The sequence below is a fragment of the Desulfovibrio piger genome (assembly GCF_012843875.1).
Lineage (GTDB): Bacteria > Desulfobacterota > Desulfovibrionia > Desulfovibrionales > Desulfovibrionaceae > Desulfovibrio.
The window spans coordinates 1-13474 of sequence record NZ_JABAFY010000028.1 but is presented as its reverse complement, the minus strand read 5'-3'; the positions used below and the strand labels follow the sequence as shown (position 1 = coordinate 13474).

At 64.7% G+C, this 13474-nt stretch carries 13 protein-coding genes; 8 read left to right on the top strand and 5 right to left on the bottom strand.

Features of this window, described 5'->3' with window-relative positions; translation table 11 throughout:
* Nucleotides 1-29: 29 nt before the first annotated feature.
* Both HF854_RS08100 and HF854_RS08095 read right to left on the bottom strand, forming a co-directional pair.
* A complete protein-coding gene (locus HF854_RS08100) occupies nt 30-1748 on the bottom strand; it encodes a cation:proton antiporter (RefSeq protein WP_205906070.1) in 1719 nt (572 codons plus the stop codon).
* On the bottom strand, nt 1745-2167 hold the full coding sequence (locus HF854_RS08095; RefSeq protein ID WP_168935835.1) for a secondary thiamine-phosphate synthase enzyme YjbQ: 423 nt from the start codon (nt 2165-2167) through the stop codon (nt 1745-1747). The genes HF854_RS08100 and HF854_RS08095 overlap by 4 nt, the downstream gene beginning before the upstream one ends.
* A gap of 169 nt (nt 2168-2336) precedes the next feature.
* Here HF854_RS08095 and sppA point away from each other — a divergent pair, with 169 nt between their 5' ends.
* The gene (gene sppA / locus HF854_RS08090; protein ID WP_168935834.1) at nt 2337-3425 is read left to right on the top strand and encodes a signal peptide peptidase SppA; all 1089 of its coding nucleotides are present in this window, start codon (nt 2337-2339) and stop codon (nt 3423-3425) included.
* A gap of 266 nt (nt 3426-3691) precedes the next feature.
* Here the strand turns inward: sppA and HF854_RS08085 are convergent, their stop codons facing one another.
* Entirely contained in the window at nt 3692-4462 is a 771-nt protein-coding gene (locus tag HF854_RS08085) for a TlyA family RNA methyltransferase (RefSeq protein WP_168935833.1), read from the bottom strand.
* Between the two features lie 458 nt (nt 4463-4920).
* On the opposite strand from HF854_RS08085, the gene rpmE reads away from it, so the two are divergent.
* The 3 genes from rpmE to prfA all read left to right on the top strand — a co-directional run bounded on the left by rpmE (nt 4921) and on the right by prfA (nt 7356).
* Nucleotides 4921-5133: a 50S ribosomal protein L31 gene (rpmE, locus tag HF854_RS08080; RefSeq protein WP_040369638.1), complete on the top strand. Its 213-nt coding sequence runs from the start codon at nt 4921-4923 to the stop codon at nt 5131-5133.
* Nucleotides 5134-5262: 129 nt separating this feature from the next.
* On the top strand, nt 5263-6249 hold the full coding sequence (locus HF854_RS08075; protein WP_240937697.1) for a DUF1385 domain-containing protein: 987 nt from the start codon (nt 5263-5265) through the stop codon (nt 6247-6249).
* Nucleotides 6250-6285: 36 nt separating this feature from the next.
* Nucleotides 6286-7356, top strand: a complete 1071-nt coding sequence (prfA, locus tag HF854_RS08070; RefSeq protein WP_168935832.1) for a peptide chain release factor 1 — start codon at nt 6286-6288, stop codon at nt 7354-7356.
* 132 nt (nt 7357-7488) lie between these two features.
* Here prfA and HF854_RS08065 read toward each other — a convergent pair whose 3' ends face one another.
* Nucleotides 7489-7815: a hypothetical protein gene (locus HF854_RS08065; RefSeq protein WP_168935831.1), complete on the bottom strand. Its 327-nt coding sequence runs from the start codon at nt 7813-7815 to the stop codon at nt 7489-7491.
* A gap of 330 nt (nt 7816-8145) precedes the next feature.
* Between HF854_RS08065 and truB the strand changes: the two genes are divergently transcribed.
* From truB to HF854_RS08045, 4 genes are all read left to right on the top strand, one after another.
* Nucleotides 8146-9072 carry a tRNA pseudouridine(55) synthase TruB gene (gene truB / locus HF854_RS08060; protein WP_168935830.1) on the top strand — a complete coding sequence of 309 codons (927 nt, stop codon included), beginning with the start codon at nt 8146-8148 and terminating at the stop codon, nt 9070-9072.
* 25 nt (nt 9073-9097) lie between these two features.
* Entirely contained in the window at nt 9098-9367 is a 270-nt protein-coding gene (rpsO, locus tag HF854_RS08055) for a 30S ribosomal protein S15 (RefSeq protein WP_040369636.1), read from the top strand.
* A 171-nt stretch (nt 9368-9538) separates the two neighbouring features.
* Complete coding sequence (pnp, locus tag HF854_RS08050; protein WP_168935829.1) at nt 9539-11791, top strand: polyribonucleotide nucleotidyltransferase; 2253 nt, start codon at nt 9539-9541, stop codon at nt 11789-11791.
* Nucleotides 11792-11806: 15 nt separating this feature from the next.
* The gene (locus HF854_RS08045; protein WP_168935828.1) at nt 11807-12796 is read left to right on the top strand and encodes a hypothetical protein; all 990 of its coding nucleotides are present in this window, start codon (nt 11807-11809) and stop codon (nt 12794-12796) included.
* 440 nt (nt 12797-13236) lie between these two features.
* Here the strand turns inward: HF854_RS08045 and HF854_RS08040 are convergent.
* Nucleotides 13237-13474: hypothetical protein (locus HF854_RS08040; protein ID WP_205906069.1), on the bottom strand; the 238-nt coding region annotated here is incomplete at its 5' end.

The following is a 13474-nucleotide window of genomic DNA, read 5'->3' as shown; positions in this document are numbered from 1 at the left end:
GGGCCGCGGTCAAGACGGCCCGGCGTCGATCAGCTTTTTTGCGTCGAGGGGCTCTCGGCGAAGACTTCGCGTACACGTTCCAGTTCCGCTTCCAGGCCGGTACGTCCCACACCCAGATCGTCCAGCAGGAAACGGGACATGCTCAGGGCCACCTCGCGTTCGCCGCTGAAGGCGCCCTCTACGCCCATGCTGCGCAGGCTGTCGGCCTCGCTGGCAAAGGGCGTGTTGACGAAGATGCGCAGATCCGGGTTGATGGCACGGGCGATGGGCACCACTTCCCTGGCCGGGATGGCCGGGGCCGAAAGCAGCAGGGCCTGCGCCTGTGCCAGACCGGCCTCGCGCAGCACTTCGGCCTGGGTGGCGTCGCCGTGGACGGCCGGACGCCCCAGCCCGCGCAGGCGACGGACCGTGTCGATATTGGCTTCCACCACCACCGGCAGCATGCCGTGCGCCCGGACGATACGGCACAGGCTGCGGCCCACGGGGCCAAAGCCCACGACCACCACACGCGGCAGCCCGTCGGCATCGGTCTGTCCGTGCTCCATGCGGGGCAGACGGGCGCCCAGGCCCAGGTGTGCCAGCAGGCGGGCCAGGGCCTGGGCGCGCCGGAAGAGCAGCGGATTGAGCGTGATGGAGAGCAGGGCCGCCGGGATGACGGCGTTGCTGATGCTGCTGTCGAACAAGCCGAAGCTGACCCCCATGGCTATGAGGATGAAGGTGAACTCGCCTATCTGCCCCAGCGAAAGGCCTACGGAAACGGCCAGACGCAGCGGCTTGCGGGCCGCGAGGCAGACCAGGAAGGCCAGCAGGGGCTTGAGCAGCACGATGACGCCCAGGGCCAGCAGGAAAAGGGGCCATTGTTCCAGCAGGGCGGCGGGGTCGAAGAGCATGCCCACGGATACGAAGAACAGCACCGCGAAAGCATCACGCAGGGGCAGGGCCTCGGCGGTGGCGCGGGCGCTGAAATCGGACTGGCCCACCACCATGCCCGCCAGGAAGGCCCCGAAGGCCATGGAAGCGTCGAAGAACAGGGCCGACCCCACGGCGATGCCCAATGCCAGTACGATGACCGCCAGCGTGAACAGGTCGCGGGTGCCCGTACGCGCCACATAGCCCAGCAGGGCGGGGATCAGGCGCTGCCCGGCCACGAGGGTGAAGACCGTGAGCGCGCCCAGCTTGAGCAGGGTCTTGCCCAGTATCCACCAGATATTGCCTTCTCCGGCGCCCAGGACAACGGGCAGGAGCACCAGCAGCAGGATGGTGAACAGATCCTCCACCACCAGCCAGCCCAGGGCCACATGGCCGGTAGGGGTATGCAGCACATGGTTGTCGGCCAGGACGCGGGTGAGCACCACCGTGCTGGCCACGGAGACCGACATGCCGAAGACCGCGCCCGCCCAGAGGGAAAAGCCCCAGAACTGGAGCAGGAACATGCAGGACAGTGTCGTGAGCGTGATCTGCACTGCGGCCCCGCCCAGAGCGATGCCGCGTACGGCCAGCAGATCCTTGAGATGGAAATGCAGGCCCACGCCGAACATGAGCAGGATGATGCCGATCTCGGCCAGTTGCGAGGCCAGCCCCGCATCGGCCACGAAGCCCGGCGAATGCGGCCCCACCAGGATGCCCGCCAGCAGGTAGCCTACCAGGGGCGACAAACGGAGCTTCTGGGTCACGAAGCCCAGGACGAGGGCTGCCCCCAGACCTCCGGTGAGGGTCAGGATCAGGGAAATGTCGTGCGGCATGCTCATGGGCGCGTGCTGTCCTCGCCGGGGAGCCACTGGGCCCAGAGCGTGCGCTGCCGGGGGCCGTCGCCTTCGCACAGATAGATGGACTGCCAGCGGCCCAGCTGCAGCTGGCCGTCCTCCACGATGAGCATCAGGCTGGGACCGTGCAGGGTGGTCTTGATGTGGGCGTCGCTGTTGCCTTCGGCATGGTCGAAATCAGCGTCCTGCGGCACCATGGCGCTGAAAAAGCGCACCATGTCGCGGCGGACGTCGGGGTCCGCCCCTTCGTTGATGGTCAGGCCGCAGGTGGTGTGCGGCGAGAAAAGCAGCAGGGCACCGTTGCGGCGGCCCTGCTGGCGGCCGCGGGCCACCAGTTCCCGGACCTGGGCGGTGATGTCGCGCATTTCGCAGCGGCTGCGCGTGGCCACGAACAATGTCTCCATGATGGCTCCTTGTTTTTCCTGTTGGATGGGCTTAGGGTCGGGACGCATTCCCCGCCTGCCGCACGGCACGTTCCGGTGCGTCGCGGGCGGCGTGTCCTTGGAGCCTGTCCCGCTGGGGCAGGGGCCGCACTTTGACGGCCATCCCGGCATTTTTTACCCGAACACTCCCATGCAAATCAATGATCCCGAACGTACCCGGCAGGCTGCGCCCGAGCTGCGTCTGGATGCTCCCGGAGCCGACGACTTCACGGAACATCCCCTGAGCATGAACGGCGAGGCCCCGGCCGGCAAAAGCGTCCGCAACGGCAAGGGCGCCCCGGCGGCTCCTTCCTTCTCCTGCTTCACGTCCTGCCCGCTTTCGCATGTGCCGCAAAAGGCCTGGCTGCACCTTTTCCGGGTGCCTTTCCGCAAACGTCATCCCGTGATCTTCTGGGGCCTGCTGATCCTGCTGCTGGGCGGCATCGCGGCCTTCATGGTCTCCCAGGCCACCGGTCTGGGCAGCGAGCGCATCGCCCTGGTGCGCGTAACCGGCCCCATCATGGACATCGACGCCCAGCTGCGCTGGATCGACAAACTGGGCCGCATGCCCGGCGTCAAGGGCGTGCTGATGCGTGTGGATTCCCCCGGCGGCGGTGCCGCCGCCTCGCAGGAACTGTATGAGGCCCTGGCCCGTCTGGGCAAGGACAAGCCCATCGCCGTCAGCATGGGCAGCACAGCGGCCTCTGGCGGCCTGATGGTCAGCATGGCGGGCAAGCGCGTCTTCGCCAATGCCTCCACCGTGACCGGCTCCATCGGCGTGCGTATGGACATCCCCCAGATCCGGGGCCTGCTGGACAAGCTGGGCCTTGGCCGCCAGACCCTGACCACCGCCCCCTACAAGGACGCCGGTTCCATGCTGGAGCCGCTCACCGCGGAAGAAAAGGCCTATTTCCAGGGCGTGCTCAAGGACATGCACGAGCAGTTCGTGGACATCGTGGCCCAGGGCCGTCATATGGATCGCGCCCGCGCCGCGCGTCTGGCCACGGGCAAGATCTTCACCGGCCGCGAAGCCGTGGAGCTGGGCCTTGTGGACGAGCTGGGCGGCCAGCAGGCCGCGCACCGCTGGCTGGCCGATGTCTGCAAGGTGCCCGTGGACCAGCCCCTGCTGACGCCCCCCAGCGAAGACGAATGGTGGGAAAAGAGCCTCAAGACCTGGTTCGGCCTTGATGCCGATGCCCTGCTGGGGCGCGAGACTCCGGCCTTCCTGTACAGCTTTTAGGGACAGCAGAGCGGGACGCCATCACCCCCCAATGCTTGTCCCGCCAGCCCGATGAACACAAAAAGCCCTGCCTCCAACAGAGGCAGGGCTTTTTAGCATCCGTACCGGTCGGGTCTTCCTGATACCACAGGACGGCCCCTGCTTTTCCCATTTCCTAATAAAGCGCGCTGGGGAAGAGGAGGGGAGCTTGAGGGGAGGGGGAACCCCTCTCGCGCTAGCAGAGGGGTTCCCCCTCCCCTCAAAAAAACACCCCCTCACGGCTCCGGTCAGGGCCGGGCGAAGAGGGCCATATATTCCTGGTTGCCCTTGGGGCCCTTGATGGCGGCGGGCAGCACGCCCCGGCTCTCCAGGTGCAGGTTCTCGGTGCAGAAGCGGACGATCTTGTCCACGGCGCGCTGGCGGGCGGCCTCGTCGCGCACGACGCCCTTGACGGTCTCGCCGGGGCCCAGTTCGAACTGCGGCTTGATGAGCACGGCGGCCAGACCGCCGGGCTTGAGCCAGGTCATGCAGGGCGGCAGGATGAGCGTCAGGGAGATGAAGGACACGTCGGCCACCACCAGGTCCACGGGCTCGGGGATGAGCTCGGGCGCGGCGGCGCGCAGGTTGACGCCTTCCAGATTGATGACGCGCTCGTCGGCACGCAGCTTCTCGTGCAGCTGGTTCTTGCCCACGTCCACGGCATAGACGCGCGTGGCGCCGTGCTGGAGCAGACAGTCCGTGAAACCGCCGGTGGAGGCACCGGCATCAAGACAGACCATGCCGCTCACGTCGAGCTTGAAATTGTCCAGGATGGTCAGCAGCTTGTAGGCGCCGCGACTGACGAAGCGCTCCTGCCCCAGCAGCTCGAAGACCGTGCCTTCGGGATAGGGATGCCCGGGCTTGTCCACCTTTTGGGGCGGGGCGCCGGGGGGCAGTCCTTCGGAGGAGAGCGCCACCTTGCCGGCCATGATGAGACGGCGGGCCTGTTCACGGCTTTCGGCCAGGCCCTGCATGAAGACCAGTTGATCCGCGCGCTGGCGGGCGATTTTTGCACACATGGCCGCACTGTAGCCTGTCGGCCCGGCGCTGGCAACCGGCCCCGGGCGGAGGGGGCAGGCCGGGGCCCGCATACATGGGCGGGGCGTATCCGTTTTTCGGTGGAGATTACCGGCGTGGCCCCGTGTGATTGGATCGGCGGTGGAGGTCCCTGCCCCGTATCTTCGTCCGGATGGCCGGCCATCTTGCCCCGGATGCCCTCCCGGCTGTGCCTGCCGGGGCACGGCCTTTGCCTGCTGTCCGCTGTCCGCAGCAAACGTCCTTATCTTCGGGCCCCTGCCGTGACGGGCGGCCCGGCCTTGCCCGGAGCGGGAAAAAACTCCGGGAAAACGCCCTTCCGCCGGGGCAGGGGACTTGCCAAAGCTGCGTTTATGGGCTATTGATTTGGGCCCTGATGCGCAAAAGCCGCGCAGAAGACGACTATTGACGGCATATGCCGTTGCCATACGAGGTAAGGATCATGAAGAAAGATATCCATCCCAAGGTGTTCAACGCCACCATTACCTGCGCTTGCGGTAATCAGGAACAGGTGCTCTCCACGAAGGGCGAAGAAGTGCACGTCGAAGTGTGCTCCGCCTGCCATCCCTTCTTCACCGGCAAGCAGCGCTTCCTGGATACGGCCGGCCGTATCGACCGCTTCCGCAAGAAGTACGCCAAATTTGAAAAGAAGTAGGCGCTGCCGCGCAAGCGGTGTGCTGCCCCGCGTCTGCTGGACGCGAACGTTATCCCACCTCTGGCGGAGGCGTTGGAATCTTTGGTTTCACGCTCCCGCCGGAGGCTTGGCGTTTTTTTGAGGGAGTCTATGCGCCTGTCCCGTCTTGTTTCCCTGATGCTGACGGCCGGCTGCCCCACCGTGGGCGGGCAGGCCGTTCTGGAAGGCGTCATGATGCGCAATGGTGACGCCTACGCGCTGGCCCTGCGCCGTCCCGACGGCGAGATCGTGGCCCGGCGCATGCCCTGGTTCTCGCTGACACGGCATCCCTGGCTGAAAAAGCCTTTCGTGCGCGGCTTTCCCGTGCTCATCGAGACCCTGGTCAACGGCATCAAGGCGCTCAACCGTTCCGCGGAACATCAGGCCGAAGGCACCGAGGAAGAGCTCAAGGGCTGGCATCTGGTGCTGACCCTGCTGCTTTCCCTGGCCATGGCCGTGGGCCTGTTCGTGGTCGTGCCGCACCTGCTGTCGCTGCTCATGCAGTGGCTGGAGCTGGGCGGCGGGGTGGAAGGGCTCACCTTCCATCTGTGGGACGGCCTGTTCAAGTGCCTGATCTTCATGGGCTATATCTGGGCTATCTCCTTCGTGCCCGATATCCGGCGCGTGTTCCAGTACCATGGCGCGGAGCACAAGGTCATCCATGCCTTCGAAGCCGGGGGCGACGTGGACGCCGCCACGGCGGCCCGCATGAGCCGCCTGCATCCCCGCTGCGGCACCACGTTCCTGCTGTTCGTCATCAGCATCTCCATCATCCTGCATGCGGTGCTGGTGCCCCTGCTGCTGTTCATCTACTGCCCGGAAGGGGCGGTGGCCAAGCAGGCATTGACCATCGTGTTCAAACTGCTGCTCATGGTGCCCATCAGCGCGCTGGCCTATGAGCTTATCCGTTACGCTGCCCACATGCCCGACGGCTTCATGGCCACGCTGCTGCGGGCCCCCGGCCTGACCCTGCAGCGCATGACCACAGCCGAGCCCGACGAGCGCCAGCTCGACGTGGCGGTGGTGGCCCTGCGCGAAGCCCTGGGCGCCCAGGCGGGCGACAATATCATCACGGCTCCCTACCGGCGCGACGCCTAGTCGCCCCGGCGGGGCCATACATTTTCTGGAGTTCGCATGTTTGCCAAGCTGGAAGGTCTTGAAAAAAAGTATATGGAGCTTGAACAGGCGCTTGCCCAGCCTGACGTCTACAATGACCAGGATCAGTACCGCAAGCTGACCAAGGCGCATGCGGACCTGCGCGACGTGGTGGAGCTGTTCCGCCGTCATCGCAGCCTCACGCAGGAACTGGAAGAGAACAAGCAGCTCCTGCACGACAGCGATCCGGACATCAAGGCCATGGCGCAGGAAGAGATCGCCGCCGCCGAAGCCGAGCTGCCCGAGCTGGAGCACAAGATCAAGGTGCTGCTGCTGCCCAAGGACCCGCTGGACGAAAAGAACACCATCCTTGAAATCCGCGCCGGTACCGGCGGTGAAGAAGCGGCCCTGTTCGCCGCCGACCTTTTCCGCATGTACACCCGCTATGCCGAGATCAAGGGCTGGAAGGTGGAGATCATGAGCGAATCCCCTTCCGACAGCGGCGGCTACAAGGAAATCATCTGCCTCATCTCCGGTGACCGCGTGTACAGCCACCTCAAGTTCGAGGCCGGTACCCACCGCGTGCAGCGCGTGCCCGCCACCGAGACCCAGGGCCGCATCCATACTTCCGCCGCCACCGTGGCCGTGATGCCCGAAGCCGAGGAAGTGGACGTGGAGATCCGCCCCGAAGACCTGCGCATCGACATCTACCGCGCCTCCGGTGCCGGCGGCCAGCACGTCAACAAGACCGAGTCCGCCGTGCGCATCACCCACATCCCCACCGGTACCGTGGTGACCTGCCAGGACGAACGTTCGCAGCACAAGAACAAGGCCCGCGCCATGAAGGTTCTGGCCTCCCGTATCCTGGCCGCCGAGCGCGAGCGCCAGAACAACGAACTTTCCGCCGACCGTAAGGCCCAGGTGGGCTCCGGTGACCGCTCCGAGCGCATCCGTACCTACAACTTCCCCCAGGGCCGCTGCACCGACCACCGCATCAACCTGACCCTGTACTCTCTGGACCGCATCATGGAAGGCGAAGTCGAGCCCCTGTTCGAGGCTCTGGCCACCGCCGCCCAGACCGAGGCCCTCAAGGCCGAGGCCGAAGCCTAGGCCGCAGACGATTTTCCGAAAAGAGAGGACGGCCCGTCGGATGCTTTCCGGCGGGCCGTTTTTTTAGGCAGACAGCGTGCCGGGGCTGTCCCGGCGTATCGGGATGCCGGATGGCTGCTGCGAATGTCCGGTCTAGCGGCAGAAGAACGTCGTGTCGCGGGCATATCTCCCGTAGCCGTGGTGCCGGGTCATGTCGTAGGCCGCGATGGCCGCGACCAGCAGGACGGCCGCCACCAGCAGGGGGACAACCAGCGAGCGCATGCCCAGGTAATGGCGCAGGGGCTTGCTGTTGATGCCCATGTGCAGCAGGGCCGCTACCATGAAAGCCACGCCGAAATATTTGTGCAGATGCATGACGGTGCGCGAATCGAGGTGGAGCAGGATCAGCCCTCCGGTCAGGATGAGCACGACGGACGTGATGAGAAGGGCGATGCTGACTATCTGCCTGTAGTTGTTCATGGTCTGCCCCCATACTGGCTTGGATGCCGGATGCTACATCAATGCGGATGGCGGGTACAGGCTTTCGGTCGGGCCCGGGGCAGGGCCCGGCAAGCGGTCGCGTGGGAGGATCCTGCGCGCATCCGGTTGGTCCGGCGGCCGTATGCGGTATCCCCGTAAAAGTCCGGCAAGGCGGGCAGCGTCGATAGATTTCCCGGACAGTTCGCCGTCCCCGCCGCGCGGCGGCCCCACAAATCGCTTGACCTTTGGCCCGCAACAGGCTATTGCCTGCCGCCATATGCCTGCGCTTTTGACTTCATGCCGCAGGCTTGCTATCATTATTTTTTGCGTATGACCGAACAGACTTCCACCGCCGCACGCAAACCGGCGCCGCTGCCCCAGCTGGACGGCGTCCTGGTGCTCAACAAGCCTTCCGGCCCCACGTCGGCCCGCTGTCTCTCGGCGCTCAAGCGCCTGGGCCAGCGCAAGATCGGCCACGCGGGCACCCTGGACCCCATGGCTTCCGGCGTGCTGCTGGTGCTGCTGGGGCAGGGCACCAAGATCGCCTCGCATCTTCTGGCCGACGGCGGCAAGGTCTACAGCGGCCAGTTGCGCCTGGGCCTCACCACCGATACCTGGGACATCCAGGGCGAGGTGCTGACGGAATCCCCGTGGCAGCAGGTGACCGAAGCCGATGTGCGCGCCGAGGTGGCCCACTGGCTGACCCTGCACGAGCAGGAAGTGCCCGCCTATTCCGCGGCCAAGCACGAGGGCCAGTCCCTCTACAAGCTGGCGCGCAAGGGCAAGGAAGTGCCCAAGAAGGTCAAAAGCATGGAAATTTCGCAAGCGGACGTGCTCGAGGTCGAGCTGCCGTTTGTACGCTTTCGGGTCGCATGCAGTTCCGGCACCTATATACGCTCCCTGGCCCACAGCTTGGGGATGCGACTGGGATGCGGAGCCGTGCTCACGGAACTGACCCGGGAGTACAGTCACCCCTTCGGTCTCGAAGTGGCCTGCGGACTGGACGAACTGTCGGCCGATCCGGGCCTGCTGGTGAAGCACCTGCGCCCCCTTGCCGAGGCGCTGCCCCACTGGCCGGTGCTGGAGCTGGACGAAGCCGCCGAGGCCCGCATCCGTAACGGCATGGCCATCCCCTGCCGCGACGATGTGGGCGACAAGGCGTTTTTGCAGCGTCAGGGCATGCCCCTGGCTCTGGCCCGCCGTTCCGAAACGCCCCAGGGTCCCTGCTGGACCGTGCTGAGGGGCCTCTGGAATTAACTTACATCCGTAAAGGAGAACTGCTGTGGCTATGGACGCTGAACAGAAGAAAGTGGTTATCGACGCTCACGCCAAACACGAAGGCGACACCGGCTCCCCGGAAGTGCAGGTGGCCCTGCTGACCGCCCGCATCGAAGGCCTGACCGGTCACTTCAAGGTGCACAAGAAGGACTTCCACTCCCGCACCGGTCTGCTGAAGCTGGTTGGCCAGCGCCGCAAGCTGCTGAACTACCTGAAGAAGAAGGACATTCAGCGTTACCGTGCGCTGATCGCCAAGCTCGGCCTGCGCAAGTAATTACGATGGTTTGAGAGGGGGGGCCAAGCCCCCCCTTTTTGCAATCTCGCCTCACGACAACATTTAGCAGGAAGGGGGGTCCGGGAAGACCGGGCAGCACCCGTGGCCCAGGGCCGCACAGCAGGGCGCTGTTGCCCGCTTTTGCCGGAATCCCCTTCATACGAGGTCCACATGAACCAGGATATCTTCAATCCTACCCGCGTCACGGCCACCGTGGGCGGCAAGGAAATCATTTTCGAGACCGGCCGTCTGGCCAACCAGGCCCACGGCGCCGTCTGGGTGCAGTGCGGCGGCACGGTGGTGCTGGTGACCGTCTGCTCCCAGGCTCTGGAGTTCGACAAGGGCTTCTTCCCCCTCACCGTGGAATATTCCGAAAAGATGTACGCCGCCGGCCGTATCCCCGGCAGCTTCTTCCGCCGCGAGATCGGCCGTCCCTCCGAGCGTGAGACCCTGGTCTCCCGCCTCATCGACCGTCCCATCCGTCCCCTGTTCCCCAAGGGCCTGAACGAAGACGTGCAGGTGCTGGCCAGCGTTATCTCCGCCGACCAGGAGAACGAGTCCGACGTGCTGGCCCTGACCGGCGCTTCCGCCGCCGTCATGCTCTCGCCCCTGCCGTTCGAAGGCCCTGTGGCCGGTGGCCGCATCGGCCGCATCGACGGCCAGTTCGTGCTCAACCCCACCTTTGAAGAGCAGGAGCGCAGCGACCTGAACATCGTGTTCGCCGCTTCCCGCGATGCCCTGACCATGGTGGAAGGCGAAGCCACCTTCGTGCCCGAAGACGTCATCATCGACGCTCTGGAATGGGGCCGCAAGGAGATCCAGCCGCTCATCGACGCCCAGCTCAAGCTGCGCGAACTGGCCGGCAAGGAAAAGATGCCCTTCACCCCCCATCAGGACGATCCGGTGCTGGTGGCCCGCGTGCAGGAACTGGCCCGCGAGGCCGGCATCGAAGAAGCCCTGCGCGTGCCCGAAAAGCTGGCCCGCAAGGACGCCCGCAAGGCCGTCAAGGACAAGGTCATGGAAGCCCTGCTCAATGACCCCGCCTGGGCCGAGAGCGAAGCCCTGAAGGAAGTGGGCGAGATCATCGGCGACCTGGAAAAGAAGATCGTGCGTGCCCGCATCGTCAACGAAGGCGTGCGCATCGACGGCCGCGACACCAAGACCGTGCGTCCCATCCAGATCCAGACCAGCGTGCTGCCCCGCGCCCACGGCTCTGCCATCTTCCGCCGCGGTGAGACCAAGTCCCTGGTGGTGACCACCCTGGGCTCCTCCACCGATGAACAGCGCATGGACAGCCTGAGCGGCGACGTGACCAAGCGCTTCATGCTGCATTACAACTTCCCGCCCTTCAGCGTGGGCGAAGTGAAGCCCGTGCGCGTCTCCCGTCGCGAGATCGGCCACGGCGCCCTGGCCGAGAAGTCCCTGCGTCCCGTCATGCCGGCCGACGCCGACTTTCCCTTCACCGTGCGCGTGGTCTCTGAGACCGTGGAATCCAACGGCTCCTCTTCCATGGCTGCCGTGTGTGGCGGCTGCCTCTCCCTCATGGATGCCGGTATCCCCATCAGCGCCCCTGTGGCCGGTGTGGCCATGGGCCTGATCAAGGAAGGCGACAAGTTCATCGTGCTCGCCGACATCCTGGGCGATGAAGACGCCCTGGGCGACATGGACTTCAAGATCGCCGGTACCGCCGAAGGCGTCACCGGCGTGCAGATGGACATCAAGATCACCGGCCTGACCACCGACATCATGCGCCAGGCCATGCAGCAGGCCCACGAAGGCCGCCTGCACATCCTGGCCGAGATGGCCAAGGCCCTGCCCGAGCCGCGCAAGGAACTGTCGCGCTACGCTCCCCAGCATGCCGAGATCTTCGTCAATCCTGACATCATCCGTCTGATCATCGGCCCCGGCGGCAAGAACATCAAGGCCATCACCACCGCCACCGGCGCCTCCGTGGACATCGAAGATTCCGGCCGCGTGTCCATCTTCGCCCCCACGGCCGACGCCCTGGAAAAGGCCCGCGAGATGGTCACCTACTATGACCAGCGTCCCGAACTGGGCAAGAACTACACCGCCAAGGTCAAGAAGATCATGGAGATCGGTGCCATCGTCGAAGTGCTGCCCAACGTGGAAGCCCTGGTGCATGTCTCCCAGCTGGACGTGAACCGCGTGGAACAGCCCGGCGATGTGGCCCGTCTGGGCGAAGACATGGTGGTCAAGGTCATCGAGATCAACGGTGACCGCATCCGCGCCAGCCGCAAGGCTGTGCTGCTGGAAGAACAGGGCCATCCCTGGAACCCCGAAGAGACCGCCCGTCCCCAGCGCGATCGCGGTGACCGCGGCAATCGTGGTGACCGTGGCGATCGTGGCGGCCGTCGTGAACGCGGCGACCGTGGCGACCGTGGCGGCAGGGGCGACCGTCGTTAATCGGAGGCACGAGCCATGACCAAGAAGAGCAAGGCCGAACAGGTCGAAGAAAAAGTGCAGGACGCTGCTCCCGCTGCCGAACAGGCGGAACAGATGGAAGGCGCCGACGCTGCCCGTCAGCCCTCGGAAGAAGAGCTGAAGGCCATGCTGCGCGGCGAGAACCGCCAGCATGACGAGGCCCTGGGCGATGCCTGGGCCGTGCTGCTGGGCCAGAACCCCATGGCCGTCATGCCGCAGGTGGTGGGTACGGTGCTGCACGATGGCGGCACCCGCCCCGCCTGGCAGTGGAAGCGCAGCGGCAAGGATTATGTGCTCATGGCCTGGCCCAAGGACCAGCCGTCGCGTGCTGCCGTGCTCATGCAGGCTGACGAAGGGGAAAAGTTCAAGCCCCTGTCCGCCGTGCCTTTCCTGGAAGGCCTGCCCAATGACCTGACCGTGGAAGACATCCATCCCTGGAGCCAGGGGGGCGGTGCCAACGTGGCCGTGAGCATGATCGAGGGCAAGAACCCCATGTGGTTCTATGATCCCCTGTATCTGCGCGACAAGGATGACCTGACCCCCGGCGTCACCCAGACCTTCCTGCTGTCCGGTCTGGCCATCGCCCTGCGCAAGGCCCTGCTGGATGACGTGAACATCACCCAGGGCCCCCAGTACGAAGCCTGGGCCGCCCAGTGGCTGGCCGAGAACCCCGGCAAGACCCGCCTGGACGTGCCGCCCCTGAAGATCTCCATGACCGGCCGTCAGCTCATCATGCCCGGCCGCCGCTTTGCCGAATACCAGGTGCGCACCAAGGTGGAGCGCGTGGACGACGTGAAGCTGGAAAAAATGGACATCAAGGTCCTGTACGTGCGCTTCCCCTTCGACCAGCGTCCGGACATGGTGCTGCCCATCTACGCCAGCAAGATGGTCCTGCGGGATTACGATCCCCAGGAAGGCGATGAAGTGGATGCCTATGTCTGGCTGCAGGGCCGTGTCATCGATATGGATGAAAGCCCTGCGCAATAATCCTGCACCCCAGGAACTGATGAAGGCGCCCTGCTGCAAGGCAGGGCGCCTTTTTTATATGCTTCGTGAGGTTCCTGAAAACTGTGATATGGTCAGAAAAATCCATATATTCCAGTGGTCCTGGAGTGCTTCGAGAGCATGGATGCACAGGCAGGGCATGAGAGGGATATGCCAATCCAGGCATGGCGGCTGTCCACACCGGCAGGATGCGGGCTTGCCTGTGGCAGCCAGGGGACTTCATGACTGCGGCGGCGTGTCCCGGACTGCCTGGAGGGGCTCCTTCCGTACTGTCCGGCTTGTGACGGCTGCCTTTCTGTTGTTTGCGGGAGGCTGGCTCTTATGTCATATCATAGTGTTTTTATTTGATTTATCCGTACTGCAAACATATTGTATGAAAAATGTCATGAAGCGCTTTACTTTTTCTGGGGGAAGACGTACTGTCACAAACAGCTGGTTGAAAAACAGAGCTGCACGACGCGGAAGCGCCTTTTTGACGGTTCGAAAACATTTTTTCGATTTTTTGCGGAAAAATGCTTGACGGTGGGGTCGAAAAGGCGCATAAAGCCATTCGCGCCAACGAGCCGGCCACGTCCGAAAGGATGACGGGAAAAGAAATTTTCCCGGATGGCAAAAAAGTTCTTGACGCGGGTTTGAAAATGAGACATAAGTCTCCCTCGC

Excerpts from the sequence above, each read along its gene's own strand:
- HF854_RS08100 (WP_205906070.1), bottom strand. The coding sequence starts at position 1,748 with ATGAGCATGCCGCACGACATTTCCCTGATCCTGACCCTCACCGGAGGT.
- HF854_RS08095 (WP_168935835.1), bottom strand. The coding sequence starts at position 2,167 with ATGGAGACATTGTTCGTGGCCACGCGCAGCCGCTGCGAAATGCGCGAC.
- sppA (WP_168935834.1), top strand. The coding sequence starts at position 2,337 with ATGCAAATCAATGATCCCGAACGTACCCGGCAGGCTGCGCCCGAGCTG.
- HF854_RS08085 (WP_168935833.1), bottom strand. The coding sequence starts at position 4,462 with ATGTGTGCAAAAATCGCCCGCCAGCGCGCGGATCAACTGGTCTTCATG.
- rpmE (WP_040369638.1), top strand. The coding sequence starts at position 4,921 with ATGAAGAAAGATATCCATCCCAAGGTGTTCAACGCCACCATTACCTGC.
- HF854_RS08075 (WP_240937697.1), top strand. The coding sequence starts at position 5,263 with ATGCGCCTGTCCCGTCTTGTTTCCCTGATGCTGACGGCCGGCTGCCCC.
- prfA (WP_168935832.1), top strand. The coding sequence starts at position 6,286 with ATGTTTGCCAAGCTGGAAGGTCTTGAAAAAAAGTATATGGAGCTTGAA.
- HF854_RS08065 (WP_168935831.1), bottom strand. The coding sequence starts at position 7,815 with ATGAACAACTACAGGCAGATAGTCAGCATCGCCCTTCTCATCACGTCC.
- truB (WP_168935830.1), top strand. The coding sequence starts at position 8,146 with ATGACCGAACAGACTTCCACCGCCGCACGCAAACCGGCGCCGCTGCCC.
- pnp (WP_168935829.1), top strand. The coding sequence starts at position 9,539 with ATGAACCAGGATATCTTCAATCCTACCCGCGTCACGGCCACCGTGGGC.
- HF854_RS08045 (WP_168935828.1), top strand. The coding sequence starts at position 11,807 with ATGACCAAGAAGAGCAAGGCCGAACAGGTCGAAGAAAAAGTGCAGGAC.